This window comes from Cellulomonas sp. McL0606, from assembly GCF_058248365.1.
Genome location: NZ_CM177779.1, coordinates 2623578 through 2642875 on the forward strand (window position 1 = coordinate 2623578; position 19298 = coordinate 2642875).

Annotated in this window: 22 protein-coding genes and 2 pseudogenes; 7 read left to right on the top strand and 17 right to left on the bottom strand. The window is 72.7% G+C overall.

Going from position 1 to position 19298, the window contains the following annotated elements; all coding sequences use genetic code 11:
- Positions 1–4: 4 nt before the first annotated feature.
- The 6 genes and pseudogenes from AC38ZX_RS13500 to AC38ZX_RS13525 all read right to left on the bottom strand — a co-directional run.
- On the bottom strand, positions 5–493 hold the full coding sequence (locus AC38ZX_RS13500) for a hypothetical protein (protein WP_491294825.1): 489 nt from the start codon (positions 491–493) through the stop codon (positions 5–7).
- Positions 494–525: 32 nt separating this feature from the next.
- Positions 526–2622 carry a LamG domain-containing protein gene (locus AC38ZX_RS13505; protein ID WP_491294826.1) on the bottom strand — a complete coding sequence of 699 codons (2097 nt, stop codon included), beginning with the start codon at positions 2620–2622 and terminating at the stop codon, positions 526–528.
- A gap of 35 nt (positions 2623–2657) precedes the next feature.
- The gene (locus AC38ZX_RS13510; RefSeq protein WP_491294828.1) at positions 2658–3560 is read right to left on the bottom strand and encodes a carbohydrate ABC transporter permease; all 903 of its coding nucleotides are present in this window, start codon (positions 3558–3560) and stop codon (positions 2658–2660) included.
- Complete coding sequence (locus AC38ZX_RS13515; RefSeq protein ID WP_491294830.1) at positions 3557–4492, bottom strand: carbohydrate ABC transporter permease; 936 nt, start codon at positions 4490–4492, stop codon at positions 3557–3559. The genes AC38ZX_RS13510 and AC38ZX_RS13515 overlap by 4 nt, the downstream gene beginning before the upstream one ends.
- 34 nt (positions 4493–4526) lie before the next feature.
- Positions 4527–4979, bottom strand: a complete 453-nt coding sequence (locus tag AC38ZX_RS13520; protein ID WP_491294832.1) for a hypothetical protein — start codon at positions 4977–4979, stop codon at positions 4527–4529.
- A 76-nt stretch (positions 4980–5055) separates the two neighbouring features.
- A pseudogene (locus AC38ZX_RS13525) lies at positions 5056–5532 on the bottom strand (ABC transporter substrate-binding protein); the annotation flags it as partial.
- Positions 5533–5609: 77 nt separating this feature from the next.
- Here AC38ZX_RS13525 and AC38ZX_RS13530 point away from each other — a divergent pair.
- Positions 5610–5972 carry a hypothetical protein gene (locus AC38ZX_RS13530; protein ID WP_491294834.1) on the top strand — a complete coding sequence of 121 codons (363 nt, stop codon included), beginning with the start codon at positions 5610–5612 and terminating at the stop codon, positions 5970–5972.
- 61 nt (positions 5973–6033) lie between these two features.
- Here the strand turns inward: AC38ZX_RS13530 and AC38ZX_RS13535 are convergent, their stop codons facing one another.
- From AC38ZX_RS13535 to AC38ZX_RS13565, 7 genes are all read right to left on the bottom strand, one after another.
- Positions 6034–7257, bottom strand: a complete 1224-nt coding sequence (locus AC38ZX_RS13535) for an ROK family transcriptional regulator (RefSeq protein ID WP_491294837.1) — start codon at positions 7255–7257, stop codon at positions 6034–6036.
- Positions 7258–7314: 57 nt separating this feature from the next.
- A complete protein-coding gene (locus tag AC38ZX_RS13540) occupies positions 7315–7665 on the bottom strand; it encodes a DNA polymerase ligase N-terminal domain-containing protein (RefSeq protein ID WP_491294839.1) in 351 nt (116 codons plus the stop codon).
- Entirely contained in the window at positions 7665–7889 is a 225-nt protein-coding gene (locus AC38ZX_RS13545) for a response regulator transcription factor (protein WP_491294841.1), read from the bottom strand. The genes AC38ZX_RS13540 and AC38ZX_RS13545 overlap by 1 nt, the downstream gene beginning before the upstream one ends.
- Before the next feature lie 63 nt (positions 7890–7952).
- A complete protein-coding gene (locus AC38ZX_RS13550) occupies positions 7953–8387 on the bottom strand; it encodes a hypothetical protein (RefSeq protein WP_491294843.1) in 435 nt (144 codons plus the stop codon).
- Between the two features lie 122 nt (positions 8388–8509).
- Positions 8510–9208: a FadR/GntR family transcriptional regulator gene (locus tag AC38ZX_RS13555; RefSeq protein ID WP_426592443.1), complete on the bottom strand. Its 699-nt coding sequence runs from the start codon at positions 9206–9208 to the stop codon at positions 8510–8512.
- A gap of 11 nt (positions 9209–9219) precedes the next feature.
- Positions 9220–10575 carry an enolase C-terminal domain-like protein gene (locus AC38ZX_RS13560; protein WP_491294846.1) on the bottom strand — a complete coding sequence of 452 codons (1356 nt, stop codon included), beginning with the start codon at positions 10573–10575 and terminating at the stop codon, positions 9220–9222.
- 81 nt (positions 10576–10656) lie between these two features.
- The gene (locus AC38ZX_RS13565) at positions 10657–11199 is read right to left on the bottom strand and encodes a hypothetical protein (protein ID WP_491294848.1); all 543 of its coding nucleotides are present in this window, start codon (positions 11197–11199) and stop codon (positions 10657–10659) included.
- 43 nt (positions 11200–11242) lie between these two features.
- Here AC38ZX_RS13565 and AC38ZX_RS13570 point away from each other — a divergent pair, with 43 nt between their 5' ends.
- From AC38ZX_RS13570 to AC38ZX_RS13595, 6 genes and pseudogenes are all read left to right on the top strand, one after another.
- Positions 11243–11614 (top strand): amidohydrolase family protein, encoded by a 372-nt coding sequence (locus AC38ZX_RS13570; RefSeq protein WP_491294851.1) that lies wholly within the window; start codon positions 11243–11245, stop codon positions 11612–11614.
- Entirely contained in the window at positions 11611–12372 is a 762-nt protein-coding gene (locus AC38ZX_RS13575) for an SDR family NAD(P)-dependent oxidoreductase (protein WP_426592446.1), read from the top strand. The genes AC38ZX_RS13570 and AC38ZX_RS13575 overlap by 4 nt, the downstream gene beginning before the upstream one ends.
- Positions 12369–13368: pseudogene (locus AC38ZX_RS13580) on the top strand (aldo/keto reductase). Before AC38ZX_RS13575 ends, AC38ZX_RS13580 begins: the two are co-directional and overlap by 4 nt.
- A 2-nt stretch (positions 13369–13370) precedes the next feature.
- Entirely contained in the window at positions 13371–14213 is an 843-nt protein-coding gene (locus tag AC38ZX_RS13585; protein ID WP_426592448.1) for a fumarylacetoacetate hydrolase family protein, read from the top strand.
- Positions 14213–14644, top strand: coding sequence for an RbsD/FucU family protein (locus AC38ZX_RS13590; RefSeq protein ID WP_426592449.1), 432 nt, complete (start codon positions 14213–14215; stop codon positions 14642–14644). The genes AC38ZX_RS13585 and AC38ZX_RS13590 overlap by 1 nt, the downstream gene beginning before the upstream one ends.
- Positions 14641–15852: an alpha-hydroxy acid oxidase gene (locus AC38ZX_RS13595; RefSeq protein WP_491294858.1), complete on the top strand. Its 1212-nt coding sequence runs from the start codon at positions 14641–14643 to the stop codon at positions 15850–15852. The genes AC38ZX_RS13590 and AC38ZX_RS13595 overlap by 4 nt, the downstream gene beginning before the upstream one ends.
- A 3-nt stretch (positions 15853–15855) precedes the next feature.
- Here AC38ZX_RS13595 and AC38ZX_RS13600 read toward each other — a convergent pair whose 3' ends face one another.
- The 4 genes from AC38ZX_RS13600 to AC38ZX_RS13615 form a co-directional block, all read right to left on the bottom strand.
- The gene (locus AC38ZX_RS13600; protein ID WP_491294862.1) at positions 15856–16368 is read right to left on the bottom strand and encodes a hypothetical protein; all 513 of its coding nucleotides are present in this window, start codon (positions 16366–16368) and stop codon (positions 15856–15858) included.
- 216 nt (positions 16369–16584) lie between these two features.
- Positions 16585–18045, bottom strand: coding sequence for an SIS domain-containing protein (locus AC38ZX_RS13605; protein ID WP_491294864.1), 1461 nt, complete (start codon positions 18043–18045; stop codon positions 16585–16587).
- The gene (locus AC38ZX_RS13610) at positions 18012–18869 is read right to left on the bottom strand and encodes a class II glutamine amidotransferase domain-containing protein (protein WP_491294866.1); all 858 of its coding nucleotides are present in this window, start codon (positions 18867–18869) and stop codon (positions 18012–18014) included. The genes AC38ZX_RS13605 and AC38ZX_RS13610 overlap by 34 nt, the downstream gene beginning before the upstream one ends.
- Positions 18803–19204 (bottom strand): hypothetical protein, encoded by a 402-nt coding sequence (locus tag AC38ZX_RS13615; RefSeq protein WP_491294868.1) that lies wholly within the window; start codon positions 19202–19204, stop codon positions 18803–18805. Before AC38ZX_RS13615 ends, AC38ZX_RS13610 begins: the two co-directional genes overlap by 67 nt.
- Positions 19205–19298 lie beyond the last annotated feature (94 nt).

Sequence of the window (19298 nt, forward strand, 5' to 3'; positions counted from 1 at the left end):
AGGTTCAGGACGCCCCGTCCGCGGCGGGCTCCCGCGACCGCTCCGGGACCGGGAGGTCGAAGCCGACCGCCCGGACCCCGTGCAGCTCGCCGAACGTGGTGCTCAGCGTGCCCACCGGCCGACCGAGGCTCGCGAACTCCGGCTGGAGCCCGAACACGCCGGCCAGCACCGCCTCGGTGACGGCGACCGCGGCCACGGACTCGCGGTTGGAGATCCCCCGCTCGGCGACGCGGTACCGACCGCCACCGACCGACTCGACGGCCTGCCCCCACAGCGCTCCCCCGCGGCTGCGGTGCACGCGCGACAGGAACTCGACGGCGAGGTCCGGGCGCCCGAGGCGGCACAGGCCGTAGGACGTCGCGCCCGGCCAGGCCGCGAACGCGCCCGCCGCCCCGTGGTCCGGGCGGTCGGAGAACGGCGCGATCGGGTCGTCGGGCGACAGGGCGCGCATCCACTCGCCGTCGATCAGGTGCGTCGTGGCGAACTCCACCATCTCGCGGCGGTGGGCGGCCGACAGGTCCTCGGTCAGGTCCGCCGCGACGACTCGAAGTCGAGGCAGTGGCCGATCACGTCCTCACCGGTGGGGTGCGCGATCCGCCAGCGGCCGCCGCCGGCGTACTGCCCGAGGACGGCCGCCGCCAGCTCGTCCGCGTCCCGGGCGGCCTCGTCGGCCTCGTCGTCGGCGCCGAGCGTGCGCAGCAACGACGCGAGGGAGCGCAGCATGCCGACGTACCCGGCGTTGAACGAGACGACGGCGTGCCGGTAGTTGGGCACGCACTCGAGCAGCTCCCAGGCGTCGTCGCCCAGGTCGACCAGGACGCCGGCCCCGAACGCCGACCGCCGGGTGCGCGGGCGGAAGGCGAGCCGTCGCAGGTGGTCGAGCACGGTGCGCCCGCCCGCCACCTCGTCGAGGAGCGCGGTGTCGCCCGTCGTCGCGACGTAGCCCTGCACGATGCGGAACAGGGCGTGGTCGTTGGACGCGTAGTGGTTGCCGACGGGCAGCAGGTTGCGCACGTCGAACGAGTGCGACGCGTCGTAGTCCTGCGCGAGCGCGGCGAGGATCCAGCTCCGCAGCCCGGCCGGCTCGAGCATCGCGGCGGTGCGGGGCCACTCGGACAGGTCCCAGTAGTAGGTGGTGGTCGGTCCCAGCCGCGGCCCGCCGGTCAGGAACACCGGTCCGAGGTCGCTGACGCCCGTGTTGCGCAGGTACAGGCTGAGCAGGATCCCGAGGTAGTAGGTGGTCGAGAGCCCGTCCGACGACCCGCTCAGCACGGGCAGGTAGCCCGAGTGGTCGGGGTTGCCGGGGACGAAGGCGTTGGCCCACAGCGTCCGCCAGCGCGCCGCCACCTCGTCGAGCGCCGCACCGAACCGGGCGGCCTCGGCGCGGGCCGCCGGGACCACGTCCGGGCCGAGACCGATCTCGAGCACGAACGCCACGGACCCGGTCTCGCCGGGCGCGAGGTGCAGGTCCCACCGCGCGATGCCGCGCGAGCCGTCGGCGACGAGCGCGCTGGGCGCCGGCGAGAGCGCGTACGCGCTGACGGCGGGTGACCCGGAGTCCGCGACGACGACCGCGTCGGTCCCGTCGACGCTCGCGCTCCAGCGCTGGGCGTGCCACCACGGACGCGTCGCGCCGGCGGGAGACCCGTCGACGACGAGCGACGCTCCGTCGGCGGTCACCCGCGCCTCGATCGCGTGCCGCCCGGGTGCGAGCGGCCGGTCGGCGACCACACGCTCGCCGCCGATCACGAGAAACGGCCGGTCACCGTCCAGCCCGAGCTGGAGCGAGTCCGGGTGGTTCCCGTGGGTGAGGATCACGCCCGTCTGGCCCGACGTCGCGACCTCCACCGACACGCACACCGAGGTGCCGTCGGCCAGCCCGACGGCGTCGAGCACGTGCTCGCTCGCCGGGTTGTCGAGGACGTACGGGCCGTCCAGGGCGACGGCGTCGGAGCCGACGGGCACGATGGTGACCGAGCGGACCACGCCCACGACGCTCGGCGCACGCGTGCGACCCGAGTCCGACGTCGAGTGGTCGGGCAGGCTCGCCTCGAGCAGCATCGGCGCGTCGTCCTCGTCGCGCTGGATGCCGGGGACGCGCGGGCTGCCGAGCCGGATCGCCCGCAGGTCGTGCGGGAGTAGCTGGACCTGCCGCGGCCGGTCGGCGAGCGCCTCGCCGCGCACGCGCTCGGTGGCGAAGTAGTCGTGGTGGTGACCGTGGTTCCAGGGCAGGCCGTACGTCCAGCCCCAGTCGACCTCGGAGTGCGCGACCGGCGCGCCCAGCTCCTGCTCCAGCGTCACCGTGCGCGGCTCGGCCGCCTCGTTGGTGACGGTGACCCGCCAGAGCACCCGGTCGGCCTCGTACGCGAGCCGGGTCTCGGTGGACACGCGCAGCCGGTCGAACACGGAGTCACGCGTGACGCCCCACGGCGCCCACCGCGACCGGTCGGCGGCGCGCACGCGGCCGTCCACCCGCAGGACCCCGGTGTGGTACCCGCCGACGAACGGCGGGATCGCCAGCCAGGACAGCGAGGTCAGGTCGGCGTTCACGTGCGCCTGTCCCCATTGGTTGCGCAGCGAGTGCAGGTGCACGAGGTCCTCGCGCGCCATCCAGTCGCCCACCAGCTCGTCGAGAGCGGGGGGCTGCGGTGCGGCCCTCACTTCGAGGCCCCGGACATCAGGCCGTGGATGAACTCCCGCTGGCTGACCAGGTACCCGACCACCGGGATGAGCGCGGCCAGGAACATGATCCCGAACAGCTGCCCGTAGTCGGCCGAGTACCCGCCCAGCGACACGTAGATGCCCGTGGTGATGGTCTGGCCCTGCCGCGGCCCCAGGATGAACAGCGGGTTGAGGAAGTCGTTCCACACCCACAGGCCGAGGAAGATCGCCACCGTCGCGGTGGCCGGCCGCAGCAGCGGGAACGCGATCTGCCACCAGATGCGCAGGTCGCCGGCGCCGTCGACGCGGGCGGCCTCGATGGTCTCGCGCGGGATGGTGCGCAGGAACCCGACGTAGACGAACACCGCGAAGGACATGTAGCCGCCGCCGACGTTCGACGCGATCAGGCCGAGGTACGTGTGCGCCAGGCCGAGCGTGCGCAGCAGCTCGACGATCGGCAGCAGGATGACCTGCGGCGGGATCATCAGGCCCAGGGCGAACACGGCCAGCAGCAGCGCCCGGACGCGCGGCGTGCGCTGCGCGATGTAGAAGCTGACCGCGGACGCGAGCGGCACGAGGATCCCGACCGTCAGCGTGGTGACCAGCAGCGAGTTGGCCAGGCCGCCCTGGATCAGGTGGTCCGGTCGGCTCAGCGCGGTGCGCAGGTTGTCCAGCGTGAACGGCGACGGCAGGCCGAGCGGGTTGGCCAGGATCTGCTCCTGGGTCTTGAACGCGCTCGAGATCGCGATGTAGATCGGCAGCACGAAGACGAGCGTGACGAACCAGGCGAGGACGCCGTGGCCCGTGCGGGCGCGTCGGTCGCCGCTGCGGCGCACGGGGGCGGCGTCGGCGTGCTCGGCGCGGCGGACGGTGGGGCGCGGCATGGTCGGGGCGCTCACAGGTCTGCCTCGCGGCGGCGCAGGATCGCGGTGGTGCCGTACGCGACGACGGCGGTCAGCACGAGGAGCAGCATCGCGATGGCCGACGAGTACCCGAACTTGTTGTTCGTGAACGCGACCGTCACCAGGTAGTAGGCGGTCGTGCGGGTGCTCTCGGCGGGGCCGCCCCCGGTCAGCACGGCGACGACGTCGTACAGCTTGAAGGTGGTGATGAGGCACAGGACGACGGTGATGGTCGTGCCCGGCGCGATCATCGGCACGGTGACGTGCCGGAAGCGTCCGCTCGCACCGGCTCCGTCCATCCGTGCCGCCTCATACAGCTCGGCCGGCACCGACTGCAGCGACGCGGTGTAGACGACCGTCGCGAAGCCGATCGTGATCCAGCTGACGGTCAAGCAGATGGCGAACGTCGCCAGGCCCGGGGTGCCGAGCCACGGGATGGGCGAGTCGGTGACGCCGAGCCGCCCGAGGGCCGAGTTGAGCAGCCCGTCCTGCGTGAGGATGCTGCGCCAGATGAACGCGACGATCACGCCCGAGAGCACCTGCGGCAGGAACACCAGCGTGCGCATCGCCCTGTAGTGCCGCCCGCCGCGGTTGAGCAGCATCGCGAAGCCCAGGCCGACCGCGTTGGCGACCACCGTGACGACGACCACGACGATCCCCGTGAAACGCAGGCTGTCGTGCAGGCGGTGATCGGAGAGCATGGCCGTGTAGTTCTCGAGGCCGACGAACGAGCTGTGCGCCTTGAGCGGGCTGCGGTCGGTGAAGCTGGTCAGCAGGCTCTGCAGCAGCGGGTACAGCAGGAACAGGGCGTAGAGGCCCATGGCGATCCAGGCGACGCCGGCGAGGCCGGGCGACCTGCGGCGGACGGAGCGGTGCGGCACGAGGGTCCTTTTCTCGACGGTGCGGTGGTGCGGGTGCCGGGCGCCCACGGTGAGGGTCGTGGGCGCCCGGCGGAACGACGCGCTACTTCGCGGTGGCGGCGTCCCAGTCGGAGTCGAGCTGGGCGAGCTGGCCCTTGACGTCCGTGTTGGAGAACAGGGACTGCGACAGCGCGTAGAAGCTGTCGTTGATGCCGGGCGCCAGGGCGTCGTCGTTGTTGACCCAGCCGAACGCGCTGACCTTCTTGCTGTCGCTGTTCACGTACGCGTACGCGGCGTCGTACAGCGTGTTCGTCGAGGCGCCGAAGTCCTTGATCCCGGTCTTCTTGAGCATCGGGAACGCGCCGTCGGTCTCGATCAGGACCTTGAGGTTGTCGGGCGCCAGCGACCATGCCTCGGCGAACGCCTTGGCCTTGTCGACCGCGGCGGACTTGGCGCTGACGGACGTGGTGCCGCCCATGTTGAACGGGATGACGACCGAGCCGTCGTCGGTGGGCAGCGGGAACGCCCCGAACCCGTCGGCCTGCTCGGGCGTCACGTACGAGCTTACCGGTGAACCAGCTGCCCATGATGTACATCGCGCTCTTGCCGTCCAGGAAGTTCTTGTTGGCCGTGGCGAAGTCGACGTTCAGCGCGTCCGGGCTGTAGGCGCCGTCCTTGATGAGGTCGACCTCCTTCTGCATCGCGGCGACGAAGTCCGGGTCGGTGAACTTGACCTTGCCGGCGTACCGGTCCTGGATCCAGCCGGGGTTCTGGCCCAGGACGTCGGCGGACGCGAGGGCGACGAGCGGCATGCTCGCGGCCCACGGCTCGCTGCCGGCCAGCTCGATCGGGACGACGCCCGCGGCCTTGAGCTTGGCGACGGCCGCAGTGAAGTCCGCCCAGGTCTTCGGGATCTCGACGCCGGCGTCCGCGAAGATCTTCTTGTTGTAGAAGACGAACGGCAGGATCTGGGAGTTCGTCGGCGGGATGTACGTCTTGCCGCCGATCGCGTTGCCGTCCGGCTGCAGGAAGTTCTCCTTGAGCCAGGCGTCGTCGAACGGCTCGAGCAGGCCGGCGTCGGTGAAGTCCTTCGGGTTGATCGACGACAGGACGTCCGGGAAGTCGCCCGAGGCCTGCCAGTTGCTTGGCGTAGGCGTTGCGGTCGGCGTCCGGGCTCACGATCTTGGTGACCGAGATCCCGGGGACCTCCTTGACGGCGTTGTCGATCGAGGTGTCCCAGAACTGGGACGTGAGCGCCGGGGTCTCGAACGTCATGAACGTCAGGTCGGTGCTGCCGGCGGAGGCACCCGAGGTGCTCGAGTCGCCGGAGCCGGACGTCGAGCAGGCCGCGAGCGCGACGACCGAGATGGCGCCGAGTGCGACCGCGGACGCGACACGTGAACGCTTCACTTCATCCTCCTTGATGAACCGGCGGGGTGGCCGGGAAGCTTGGTGCGGGCGGACGGGGGATCCGCCCTGGGCCACGGCGCGGCGGACGGCTCTGTCCCGTTACCTCGCTGTGACCATTAACGCCATTCGATGGCGTTAATGCGCCGAAGTTAACCGCGCCCGGAGGCGTTGTCAACGACGAGTCCGCCGGGGCGGCGAGTTCACCCGGAGATCAGCAGTGCGGAGGTCCTCGGCGAGAGGGCCGTGTCGAGCACGAGACAGGCCGCGCCGACGGCCGCCACGTCCTCGCCGATCGACGAGTCCGCCAGCCGGACCTCGTGCCGGGTCTTGCGGTCCGGCGAGGTGGCCACGAGCCGCCCGATCTCGTCGCGCATCCGGCCCGCGACGCGGGCCCAGGCCGGGCCGCCGAACACGATCTCGTCGAAGTCCAGCAGGTTGACGACCGAGACGAGGCCCGAGGCGATGAACGTGGCCGCGCGGTCCAGGATCGCGCCCGCGCCGACGTCGCCGGCGTCTGCCAGCTGCACCAGCGCCGAGAACGCGTCGTCGATGGCCGCGAGGTCGTGCTCCGGCGGCTCGTGCGGAAGAACACCCTCGTCAACAGCCTGCGCGACGAGGAACTGCGGCGTGGCCAGGTGCCCGAGCATCTCGCTGCGCCTGCGCTCGGGCAGCCCGGCCTCGGGGACGACGAGAGTGCCACCCTCCCCCGCGTTGCCCGAGGTGCCGCGGAACGCCTCGCCGCCGATGGCCATGCCGATGCCGATGCCGGTGCCCAGGTAGAAGAACGCGAAGTCGTCGGACCCGGTGTCGTTGGTCCACAGCTCGGCGACGACGGCCGCCGTCACGTCCTTCTCGAGGATCACCGACAGGCCGGTCGCCTCCGCGACCGAGTCGCGCAGCGGGACGTCGCGCCAGTGCTCGAGCAGGGGCGGGTCGACCACGCGGCCACGGACCGAGTCGATAGGTCCGGGCGTGGCGATGCCGATCCCGAGGAGCTTCTCGCGCGAGATGCCCGCACCCGCGACGACCGCGTCGATCGACCGCGCGATCGTCCGCACGGTCTCCTCGGGGTCCGTCCCGGCGGGGGTGCGGGCGCGCTCGTGCGCGACCACCTGGCCGCGCAGGTCGAGCACCACGTAGGTGATGACCGTCGGGTCCAGGTGCACCCCGACGGCGTAACGGCTCGCGGCGTCGAGGCGCAGGATGACGCGCGGCTTGCCCCGGCCCTGGATGTGCTTGCCGGCCTCGATCACCAGCCCGTCGTCGAGCAGCCGGCGCGCCACGTTGGACACCGTCTGCGGGACCAACCCGGTGATCTCGGCGATCTCGACCCTGCTCAGGCCGTCGGGAGTCCGCCGGATGAGGTCGAGAACGACCGTCTGGTTGAACCCACCGACCGCGGGCAGGTTGGTACCTCGGCGCATCGACGCTCCTCTCGCGGAGCACCCTAGGCGATCCGCGCGCCTGCGCGTGGACGCCGGTCAGCCCGGTTGCTCCTTCGTGCGGCTGAGGAGGAGTCCCTCGTGGGTGGTGACGAGGGCGTAGCGGACCGCTCCGGTGCGACCGTGCAGCACGAAGACGGTCCGGTGCTCGTCGCGGTCGACGCTCCACCAGCCGGTGTCGGCGATGAGCTTCGTGTCGTCCGTGTACGTCAGGTGGTCGAGGTCGTGGTCGGGCACCGCGACGGCGAGCCGCGGTCGGCCGACCTCGGTCGGGAGCCCGCGCGGCACGGCCCACGACCGCAGCACGCCGTCCTCCTCGAGCCGCAGGTCGTAGTGCGGGCGGGGCACCCGGTGGTCGTGCAGGACGAACGCCGGCCGGTCGGCTCCCATCAGGGCCCGTCCCCGAGATGCTCGCGTCCCCACAGCGCCGCGCTCGTGCGGTCGCTGACCCCGATCTGCCGGAACAGGTGGCCGACGTGCACCTTCACGGTCCGCTCGCTGATGCCCAGCGTCCGCGCGATCTGCTTGTTGGCCAGCCCCTGGCCCGCCAGGGGCGGACCGGACGCGACTCGACACCGCCGCCGGCGCCCCGCAGCCGGGTCAGCGTCGTCCACCGCGGACCGGGTGTGGGCACGGCGCCCACCCTATGCGGCGGCGCCTGGCCGGCCCCCGTCGGGTCAGTCGTCGCTGCCACGGCCGCCGTGGTCGTCGCCGGCATCGTGCCCGGATCCGTCGTCGGACCCACCGCCGTGGTGGCCGGAGTCGTCGTTCGAGGCGGACGACGCGGGCGCCGGCGCCGCCGGCGCGCTGCCGGTCTGGTCGCGGTCGTCACCCGGCTCGACGCGGTCGTCGCGGTTCGTGAGGCCGCCGTGGTCGTCGACCGACGTGCTCGTCGGCGACGCGCTCGGGGAGGACGTCGGGGTGGCGTCCCGGTCGTCGCCCGGCTCGGTCCGCTCGTCGCGGGGCGTCGCTCCCCCGTTGTCCTCGACCACCGCCTGCGTGGGAGGCGCGACGGGGACCGACGGGCTCAGGCTGCTGTTCCCGGCCAACCCGACCGCGGCGGGCGCGGCCGCGACGAGCAGGGCGGCTGTCAGCACGATCATGCGCTTCATCGGAACTCCTCGGTTGTGGTGAGGACTCCTTTCTCCCGCACGCGCGGTACGGCCCACCATCGGACCTTGGTACTAGTACCGGCGACAGGGCCGCGGCCGAGAAGGCCGAGCTTTTCGTCGTGTCAGACCTTGTCGACCGGCAGGAGCCGCATGGCCTCCTCGACCCCGAGCAGGTGGCTGGCCATCCGGATGCGTGCGGCCTCGGCATTGCCGGCCTCGAGCGCGCGCCAGATGGCGTCGTGCTCGTGCCATGTCCGTTCCTCGGCGCCGTCCTCGTGGAGTCCCCGCCACAGCCGAGTGCGCGCCGTGCGGCTGGCGAGCGACTCGACGAACGCGGCGAGCACGGGGTTGCCGGAGTTCTCGGCGACGATGCGGTGGAACTCGATGTCGGTGGCGATGAACGCCTCGTGGTCCACCGGTGTCCGGCCGAGGATCTCACGCACCTCGTCGAGCACCTCGCGCGCTCGCGCCAGCGCGTCCGGTGTGATGCGGGTGGCGGCAAGGCCGGCCGACTCGGTCTCCAGGAGCCGGCGCACGGCGTGGAACGGCTGCGCCGAGCCGTCGGCGTGCAGGTCGACGAAGAAACCCATCGACGAGAGCAGCCGGGACGGGTCCAGGCTGGTCACGTAGGTCCCGTCGCCCTGGCGCGTCTCGAGGATGCCGAGGGTGACCAGGGCGCGGACGCCCTCACGCAGCGGGCCGCGGGAGACGCCGAGATCGTCGGCCAGGTCCTTCTCGACCGGCAGCCTGGCCCCGGCCTGTAGCCGGCCGTCGAGGATCATCTCCTTGATGGCCTCGACGACCTCGTCGGTACGCGACATGCGGCGAGTATTCACCACCGGAGCGAGGTCACCCCGGACCCGCGCTCACCGGCCCACTCGGACCCGTCCGGGTAGCGGAACCGGGTCACGCTCGCGGCGTGCATCTGCGTCGAGTAGCCGGGCCGGCTCGGCACCACGTAGCCCGGGCCCCACCCGGTGTCACTCACCAGGACCGGGTCGGCGAAGTGTTCGTGCAGGTGGTCGACGTACTCGGTCACGCGCCCGTCGAGGCTCCCGCTCACGGCGACGTAGTCCAGCACCGAGACGTGCTGGACCATCTCGCACAGACCGACGCCGCCCGCGTGGGGGCAGACAGGCACCCCGAACTTCGCGGCGAGCAGCAGGACCGCGACGATCTCGTTCAGGCTCGCCAGCCGTCCCGTGTCGAGCTGGAGGTAGTCGAGGGCGTGCGCCTGCAGGAACTGCTTGAACATGACGCGGTTGTGGCAGTGCTCGCCCGTGGCGACGCCGATCGGCGCGACGCGGTCGCGGATCTCGGCGTGCCCCAGCACGTCGTCGGGCGACGTCGGCTCCTCGATCCAGAGCGGCCGGAACCGGCTGAGCGCCCGGACCCACGCGACGGCCTCCGGGACGTCCCACACCTGGTTCGCGTCGATCATCAGGTGCCGGTCCGGGCCCAGGATCTCCCGTGCGATGCCGCAGCGGCGCACGTCGTCGGCGAGGCTGGCGCCCACCTTCAGCTTGATGTGCGTGTACCCGGCGTCGACGGCCTCCTGGCACAGCCGACGCAGCTTCTGGTCGGAGTACCCGAGCCAGCCGGCTGAGGTGGTGTAGGCCGGGTAGCCGCGCACCTCCAGGTGTGCGACCCGGTCGGCCTTGGTCGGTTCGTGCACGCGCAGGATCCCGATCGCCTCGTCCCGAGTGAGCGCGTCGGACAGGTAGCGCAGGTCGGCCACGTCGACGAGCTGCTCCGGCGTCATGTCGGCGAGCAGGCGCCAGACGGGCACACCGGCGCGACGAGCCACCAGGTCCCAGGTCGCGTTGAGGACGGCGGCGACCGAGAGGTGCACCACGCCCTTCTCCGGCCCGAGCCAGCGCAGCTGGGAGTCCGCCGTGAGCGACCGGTAGACGCCGCCCATGTCGGCGGCCAGCTCGTCGACGTCGCGCCCGACGAGGGCCGCCGCCTGCTGCCGGGCCGCCTCCGCGACGAGGTCGTTGCCGCGGCCGATCGTGAACGTCAGCCCGTAGCCGGCGAGCGGCTCGCCCGATCCGTCGACGGCGTCCGTGCGCAGGACGACGTAGGCCGCGGAGTAGTCCGCGTCCTGGTTCATCGCGTCCGACCCGTCCGCCGTCAATGAGGTGGGAAACCGAACGTCCTCGACGTCGACCTCGACGATCCGCGCCATCGCTACACCTGCCTGTCCGCTTCATCCATCGCCGATACATATGATGATTCGCGCCCAAGGTAGGCGCGCCTCGACTCGTGGTCAAGGCGGCGATCCGCGCGTGTGGACGCCGCGCGTCGCCCTTCTCGTCAGGACGCGATCCTTGCGATACATTTGATGAATCATGGGCCCGAGGCCCAACAAGGCAGCGGGGACCGGAGGAGAAGTCGGATGGCGGTCATCGATGCCCACCACCACGTCTGGCGGCGAGCCGAGACCCCTCAGCCATGGATCGACCCCGAGCGCATGACGGCGATCGACGCCGACTTCACACTCGCCGACCTGCCCGCCGGCGAGCACGGGATCGACGCGACGGTGGTCGTCCAGAGCGCCGACAGCCTGCGGGAGTCGCTGGACCTGCTCGGCCTGGACAGACCGGTCGCCGGCGTGGTCGGCTGGGTCGACATCCTCGGCGACGTCGCCGGCCAGGTCGTTGACCTGCGGAACGTCGCGGGACCGCTCGTCGGCATCCGCTCGATGGTGCAGGCCCAGCACGACCCGGCCTACCTCGACCGCCCTGACGTGCGGGCGGGGATCTCGGCCGTCGGCGACGCGGGTCTCCCGTTCGACCTGGTGGTCCGGCACGACCAGCGCAGCGGCCGCCCGGCTCGCCGAGAGCCAACCCGACGTGCTCTTCGTGCTGGACCACCTGGGCAAGCCTCCGCTCACCGGTCACGCGCTCGGGCCGTGGCGCGCCGACCTCGCCCGCCTGGCCGCATGCCCGAACGTCGTCGCGAAGCTGTCCGGGCTGGCCACCGAGGCCGATTGGGCGTCCTGGTCGGTCGCGACGCTGAGGCCCGCCGTCGACCACGCCCTCGACGTGCTCGGCCCGGAGCGGCTGATGTTCGGCTCGGACTGGCCGGTCTGTCTTCTCGCCGTCACGTACGGCCGGTGGATGGAGGTCGTCCACGAGCTGACGGACGACCTAGCCCCTGACGAACGCGACCAGATCTGGGGCGGCACCGCCGCCCGTACCTACCAGCTGGAGGAGCAGGGATGAGCACGCACAGCGACGAGCTGGCGGGACTGTCGGCCGTGGTGACCGGCGGAGCATCGGGCATCGGCGCCGAGGTGGTCCGCGAGCTGCTGCGACGCGGGGCGCGGGTCGCGTCGCTGGACCGCTCGGTCGACGGCGTGCCGGACGGCGCCGTCGCCGTGGTGGCCGACGTGACCGACGACGCGCAGGTCCGCTCGGCGGTCGCGCAGGCCGCCGCAGCGCTGGGCGGCATCGACATCCTGGTGAACAACGCGGGGATCGGCGCCGCGGGCACGGTCGCCGACAACGACGACGACGAGTGGCGTCGCGTGCTCGACGTCAACGTCCTCGGCATGGTCCGCGTCACCCGTGCCGCGCTCCCCCACCTGCTGTCCTCGTCGCACGCCTCGATCGTCAACACCTGCTCGATCGCCGCGTGGGTGGGCCTGCCGCAGCGCGCGCTGTACTCGGCCTCCAAGGGTGCGGTGCAGGCGCTCACGCTCGCCATGGCGGCCGACCACGTCCGCGAGGGGATCCGCGTCAACTGCGTCAACCCCGGCACGGTCGACACGCCGTGGGTCGGTCGCCTGCTCGCCGCGGCGGCCGACCCGGCGGCCGAGCGGGCCGCCCTCGAGGCCCGCCAGCCGACCGGGCGGCTGGTCAGCCCGCAGGCCGTCGCGCACGCCGTCTGCTACCTCGCAAGCCCGTTGGCCGACGCCACCACCGGAACCGTCTTGGCGGTCGACGGCGGCATGCACGGTCTTCGCGTGCGTCCGGCATGACGCCGCCCCGCCGCCAGATCCCCGGCACGACCGTCGCCCCGACGGCCCTCGGCTACGGCGCCGCCCAGGCCGGCAACCTCTACCGCGCGACCACGGACGACGAGACGCTGGCGGCCGTCGACGCGGCTTGGTCCGCCGGGATCAGGTACTTCGACACCGCACCGCACTACGGCCTCGGGCTCTCCGAGCGCCGGCTGGGCGCCGCGCTGCGCGACAGGCCGCGCGACGAGCTTCGTCCTGTCGACCAAGGTCGGGCGCCTCCTCGACCCGTCGCCGCAGACGGCCGGGCAGCGTGACCCGGACGGCTTCGACGTCCCCGCCGACCACGTCCGCCGCTGGGACTTCAGCCGCGACGGCGTCCTGCGGTCGCTGGAGTCGAGCCTGGCGCGCACGGGCCTCGACCGGGTGGACATCGTCTACCTGCACGACCCCGACGAGCACTGGGACGCGGCCTCGCAGCAGGCCGTGCCGGCGCTCGTCGAGCTGCGCGACCAGGGCGTGGTCGGTGCGATCGGCGCGGGGATGAACCAGTCGGCGATGCTGACGCGGTTCGTCCGAGAGTGCGACGTCGACGTCGTCATGTGCGCGGGCCGGTACACGCTGCTCGAGCAGCCGGCGGCCGCTGACCTGCTGCCCGCCGCGCGCGAGCGAGGGGTGGCCGTCGTCGTCGCGGGCGTCTACAACTCGGGTCTGCTGGCCCGCGACGTCCCGCCGCCCTCCGCGCACTACGACTACGCCGTGGCGCCCGCCGAGCTGCTCGCGCGGGCCCGTGCGATCGCTGACGTGTGCCGCCGGTTCGACGTGACCCTGCCAGAGGCGGCGCTCGCGTTCGTCGACCGCCATCCGGCGGTGGTCAGCACCGTCGTCGGCCTGCGCACCGCCGCCCAGGTCGCGCAGACCCTGGACCGCTCCACCGCGCAGGTGCCCGACGGCTTCTGGCCGGCGCTGGTACGCGCCGGCCTGCTCGCCGAGGACCACGCGCCGACCGAAGGATGACCATGCAGCTGCTCCGCCTCGGGCCCGTCGGGCACGAGATCCCGGCCGTCGTCGGCGACGACGGTGTCGTGCGCGACCTGTCGAGCCTCACGGCGGACATCGACGGCGCGTTCCTGTCCACCGGCGGCGTCGAGCGCGCACGTGCCGCGCTCCCGACCCTGCCCGTGCTCGCCGGCGCGGACGCGATGCGCCGCGGCGCACCCGTCGCGCGGCCCACGGCCGTCGTCTGCATCGGGCAGAACTACGCCGCGCACGCCGCCGAGTCGGGGGCGACGCCGCCGGTCGTGCCGATCGTCTTCCTCAAGCACCCGAACACCGTCGTCGGCCCGGACGACCACGTGCCGCTGCCGCCGGGCGCGCTCAAGCTCGACTACGAGGTCGAGCTCGCGGTCGTCGTCGGCCGCCGCGCGTCCTACCTGCAGTCCCTGGCCGAAGCGCACGCCTGCATCGCCGGGTACACCGTGGTCGACGACATCAGCGAGCGGGCGTGGCAGATGGAGGAGTCGCTGGGCCAGTGGTCCAAGGGCAAGTGCGGGCCCGCGTTCGCTCCGCTCGGGCCGGCGCTGGTCCCGGCCGCCGACGTGGACGCCGGGGCGCTCGGGCTGCGCTCGTGGGTCAACGGCGAGCCGCGGCAGGACTCGTCGACCGCCGACATGATCTTCGCCGTCGACCACCTCGTCTGGAGCCTGTCGCAGTACATGGCGCTCGAGCCCGGAGACGTGATCTGCACCGGGACGCCCGAGGGCGTCGCATTCTCCGGCCGGTTCCCCTACCTGCGGGCGGGCGACGTCGTCGAGGTCGAGATCGACGGCCTGGGGCGCCAGCGGCACGAGGTGGTCGCCTGATGCTCACGCACACGCTCCTGCACCCGGGCATCCTCGCGGCGCTCGCGGCGGCGGGCCACGGCTCGCAGGTGCTCGTCGCCGACGCGAACTACCCGCACTCGACGGGCACCCACCGGCGCGCCACGCGGGTGCACCTCAACCTGCGCCCCGGCCTCGTGGGGGTCGACGACGTGCTCGCGACCCTGCTCACCGCGATCCCGGTCGAGGCCGCCCACGTGATGGTGCCGGACGACGGCGCACACATCCCGGCGCACGACGGGTTCCGCGCCGCCGTCGGTCCGGACGTCGCCTGGCACGACCTCGACCGGTTCGCGTTCTACCGTGCCGCCCGAACGCGCGACGTCGCCCTCGTCATCGCCACGGGCGACGTCCGGGTCTACGCCAACGTGCTGCTCACCATCGGCGTCCGTGCGCCGGAGGTGACGCCGTGACCGGCCGTCAGCTGCCGCGGTGGTCCGAGCTGGCCCCGCTGATGCGGCCCAAGCCGATCCGGTTCAGCGCGACCGAGCGACGGCTGGCCGACGCGCTCACGATCGCCGACCTGCGCACGGTCGCCCGCAAGCGCACCCCACGGTCGGTGTTCGACTACACCGACGGCGCCGCCGAGGCCGAGATCAGCCTGCACCGGGCCCGGTCGCTGTTCCACGACCTGGAGCTGCGACCCTCGATCCTGCACGACGTCTCCAGCATCGACACCACCACCACCATGCTCGGTCGCCCCGCCGCGGTGCCGTTCTCGTTCGCACCCACCGGGTTCACCCGGCTGATGCACCACGAGGGAGAACGCGCCGTCGTCCGCGTCGCCCAGAGACGCGCCATCCCCTACGCCCTGTCCACCATGGGCACCACGTCCATCGAGGACGTCGCCGCAGCCGGGCCGGACGCGCGCAAGTGGTTCCAGCTGTACGTCTGGCGCGACCGGTCGGCCGGCGAGGACCTCATGGCGCGTGCCAAGGCCGCAGGGTTCGAGGCGCTCGTGCTCACGGTCGACGTGCCGGTGGCGGGTGCGCGGCTGCGCGACGCCCGCAACGGGTTCTCCATCCCGCCGGCACTGACCGTCAAGACGGTCCTGGACGCCGCGACCCACCCCGCCTGGTGGCTCAACCTGCTCACCACCGAGACCCTGACGTTCGCGTCCCTGACCGCATGGTCCGGGACCGTCGCCGACCTGCTCGACCGGCTCTTCGACCCCACCATGACGATCGAGGACCTCGAGTGGATCCGCGCGTCCTGGGACGGTCCGCTGATCATCAAGGGCATCCAGACGGTCGAGGACGCCCGTCGGGTCACCGACGCCGGTGCGGACGCGATCGTGCTCTCCAACCACGGCGGACGCCAGCTCGACCGAGCCCCCGTCCCGCTACGCCTCGTCCCGGACGTCAGGGACGCGGTCGGGGACCGCACACAGGTCTGGGTCGACACCGGCATCATGACGGGCGCCGACATCGTCGCCGCGCTCGCGCTGGGAGCGGACGCCACCATGGTCGGCCGCGCGTACCTCTACGGCCTCATGGCGGGTGGCGAACGGGGCGTCGACCGCGCCGCCGACATCCTCACGCGGGAGATCCGACGCACCATGGCCCTGCTGGGGGTCACCAGCATCGACCAGCTCGGGAGCCACCACGTACGGCTGCCGTAGCGGTCAGGACTCCAGTCGCGCGGCGAGGTCCTCGACCGGCATGAAGAGCAGGTCCTCGATCGCGTGGCCGGCCAGCGCCTTCTCGTCGAACGAGGGTGACGTCTCGCTCGCCGCCGCGCGCAGCTCGGCCCACCGGTCGCCCATGTGGCTCATCGCGCCGATCACCGCCGGGACGGTCGCGTCGGCGTCGAGCTCGACGTGCAGCACGGTGAGGCCGACGGACCCGTGGTCGCTCACCGAGACCTCGGGGACGATGACCACGATCCGACCGTCGGAGCGACCCCGGACGAGCCGGGCCTCCCCCGCCTCGAGCGCGCGACGCTTCGAGCCGACGACGAGCGTGGGCTCGTCGGCCCGGCTGCGCAGCAGAGCGGCCGAACCGGTCTTGGCGACCACCTCGATCATCGGCCCGTTGACCCGGTAGCGGGTGGCGCCGGTGGTGCCGCGGACCACGCCGGAGAAGGCGGAGACCGCCCGCAGGGTCTGCAGGCTGAGTGCGTGCGTGTCGGCGTCCACGGCCTCGAGCGCGAGGGCCAGGGCGCTGTCGAAGACGTCGGCGTCGGAGCGCGACGTCCCGACCGTGACGGTCTTGGCCTGGTGCTTGACCGTGTCGATCGAGCGCGTGAGCTGGTCGATCGCCGCGGTCAGCGCCCGGCGGGTCGCGTCCGTCGCATCGGGTGCCGCGTCGCCGGACGTGGTGATGACGCGGGCCAGCGAGGGCGACGTCGCTGGTCAGCACCCCGCGGAACTCGCCGCGACCGGCCCGGGCCAGCACGGTCTGGATGAGCGTCGTGATGCGTCGGCTGCTCGCGTACGGCGTCGGCATGCGACCGTCGACCGAGGCCTCCAGGACGTCCAGGGCCTCGCGCAGGGGCTCGCCTGCCGCGTCGATCGCGCGGGCCATGTGATACGAGAACAGGTGGCCGGCGGCCGTGCTGAGGATCCAGGCGAGCTCGGGGCGCGTGCGCGGAACCGTGATCGTCGACCCGACGGGCCAGAGGTGCTCGGTCCCCTCGTCGGCGACCACGACGGGCCGGTTGCGGTGCGCCCCGAAGATCTCGATCTCCTTGGCCAGGTCGGCCAGGTGGTTCGGCTGGGCACCGGCGACGAGGGCCACGACGAGCGCCTCGGCGGACAGGTCGATGTGCTTCTTGTCCTCGATCGCGTCGACCGAGACGGTCTTGTAGCAGGCTCGGACAGCTTGATCCGGACCTCGGACGCGGCGACGGAGTTGGGCCCCGACCCGACGACCGCCCACGACGGGTAGGTGCACGCGACCTCGGCGGCGACGGCGGCGATGCTGTCCGTCCCCTGCCCGACCTGGCGCAGCTGGTCGGGCAGCTGCTGCAGCGAGCGCAGCAGCCGGTCGCCGGCCGCCGCGCTGACGGTCCCCGCGGACCGCGCGACCCGCAGCGCCAGCAGGCAGCCCGCGGCCACCTGGGAGTAGAACGCCTTGGTCGAGGCGACGGCCATCTCGATGTCCCGGCCGTCGCTGGTGTAGATGACGCCGGCACTCTTGGCGGCCAGGTCGCTGTCCCGTCGATTCAGGATCGAGATCACCGAGGCACCGCGCTCCTTGGCCAGGTCCACGCACCGGTTGGTGTCGGTGGTGGACCCGGACTGGCTGATGGCCACGACGAGCGTGCGGCTCATGTCCCGCGACAGGCCCGAGATCGACAGCTCGGTGGCCGGTGCCGCGCTGACCACGATGCGCCCGCCGAGCACGCGCTCCGCGAGGTAGGCGATGCCCCGCGCCGCCACGGCCGCGGTGCCCTGCCCGGTCACGATGATCCGGTTCAGGCCGCCGGACTCGACGAGCCGACGGATCTCGTCGGGGTACGACTCGGCGGCGAGCGTCGCCTCGAGGCTGCCGTCGGCGGAGGTCCGGATCCGGCCGAGCAGCGTCTTCTCGAACGACGCGGCCGCCTCCTTGATCTCCTTGGCCAGGTAGTGCTCCTCGTCGCCGAGCGCCAGGTCGCGGCTGGTGACCTCCGCGACGCTCGTCTCCTGGGCGCCGACCGGCCACGGCGTGCCGTCGCCGTCGAACCGGTCGACGGCCCCCGCGGACCCGTCCGAAGAGGCTCGCGACAGCTCCAGGACGGACCCGAGGTTCCGGGCTCCGCCCGCGCGCCCCCCGTCCACCCGCAGGTAGCGGTCCGTCACGCCGACCAGGCCGTACACCTCGCTCGCCACGTACAGGCCGGAGTCGGCGAGCCCGACGTAGAGACCCTGGCCGCTGCCCTTGACGACGGCTGGACGGCGTCGGGCAGCCCCGCAGACACCAGCGCGATCGCCATCGACCCCTCGAAGGGCGCGACGGCCTCGGCGACGGCCGCGGCTCCGGCCCGACGGGTCAGCGTCTTGGCGACGACCAGCGGGATGATCTTCGCGTCGGTCGTGATCTCGACCGGGGGCAGCACCTGACCGGGCACCGTCCGCAGGCCGAGGTAGTTGTCGATGTCACCGTTCAGCGCGGCGATCGTGTACGGGCCGGGCGACTCGCCGTCGGCGTCCCGAGAGTCGACGGGGTGCGCGTTCGGCTCGCTGATGCGCCCGACGCTGGCCCACCGCGTGTGGGCGAGCACCGTGACGCGGGCCGACCGGCACGCGAGCGCACGGTGCAGGGCCGTGTCGCGGCGGATGCTCGAGAGCAGCGCGTCGACGTTGTCGCCCAGGCGACCGACGACGGCTGCGTGCTTGTAGGTGAACACCGCGCCGGCGTCGACCAGGACGCAGCTCCCGTCGCGCAGCAGGAGGTCGTCGCGCGCGGGCACCCCGTCGAAGACGGCAGCGTCCTGCGGGTCGACGGAGACCCAGATCGAGATCCCTGCCGAGTCGCGGCCGCGCACCTCGAGCCGGTTGATCGACGCGAGCACGCGCAGGACCGCGAGGTAGGAGACGAGCGTCGTCGGCGTCGGCGCCGGGCCAGCGAGCGCCGCGGCCGTCTCGATCAGCGACAGAACGTCGAACTGCAGCGCCCAGATCGCGTCGCTGAGCGCGCGGAGCGCGATCTGCACGCCCTGGACTCCCTCCACGGACCAGGTCGAGACGAGGGCGGCTCGCCGGTGAGCCCGGCGGCCCAGGCGGCCAGCGCCTCGACGTCCCGGACCAGCCCGCCGCGGGCGGTCGCGTCCTGCGCGAGCCACGCGGCGTGCGCCGGAGCCTCGACGGTGGACCGGAACGTCGCGATCCCCGACGTCAGCGCCGCGACCCGATCGCGCACCGCGGCGGCGTCGAGGTCGGCCAGGCTCCACGCCCCGACCCCGGGCCGGGGCAGGCCGGTCAGGTCGAACGGCCGCGCGGCGACGACGCCTTCGGGATAGGTCGGAAGGGCTGCGACGATGCCGCACATGTGTCAGTCCTCTCGTGGGTGACGAGCGGCGGACGGATCGGACGGCCTGAACGCCGGCCGGACCCCTCTCGCGCCGCATCGACGACGTCGGCCA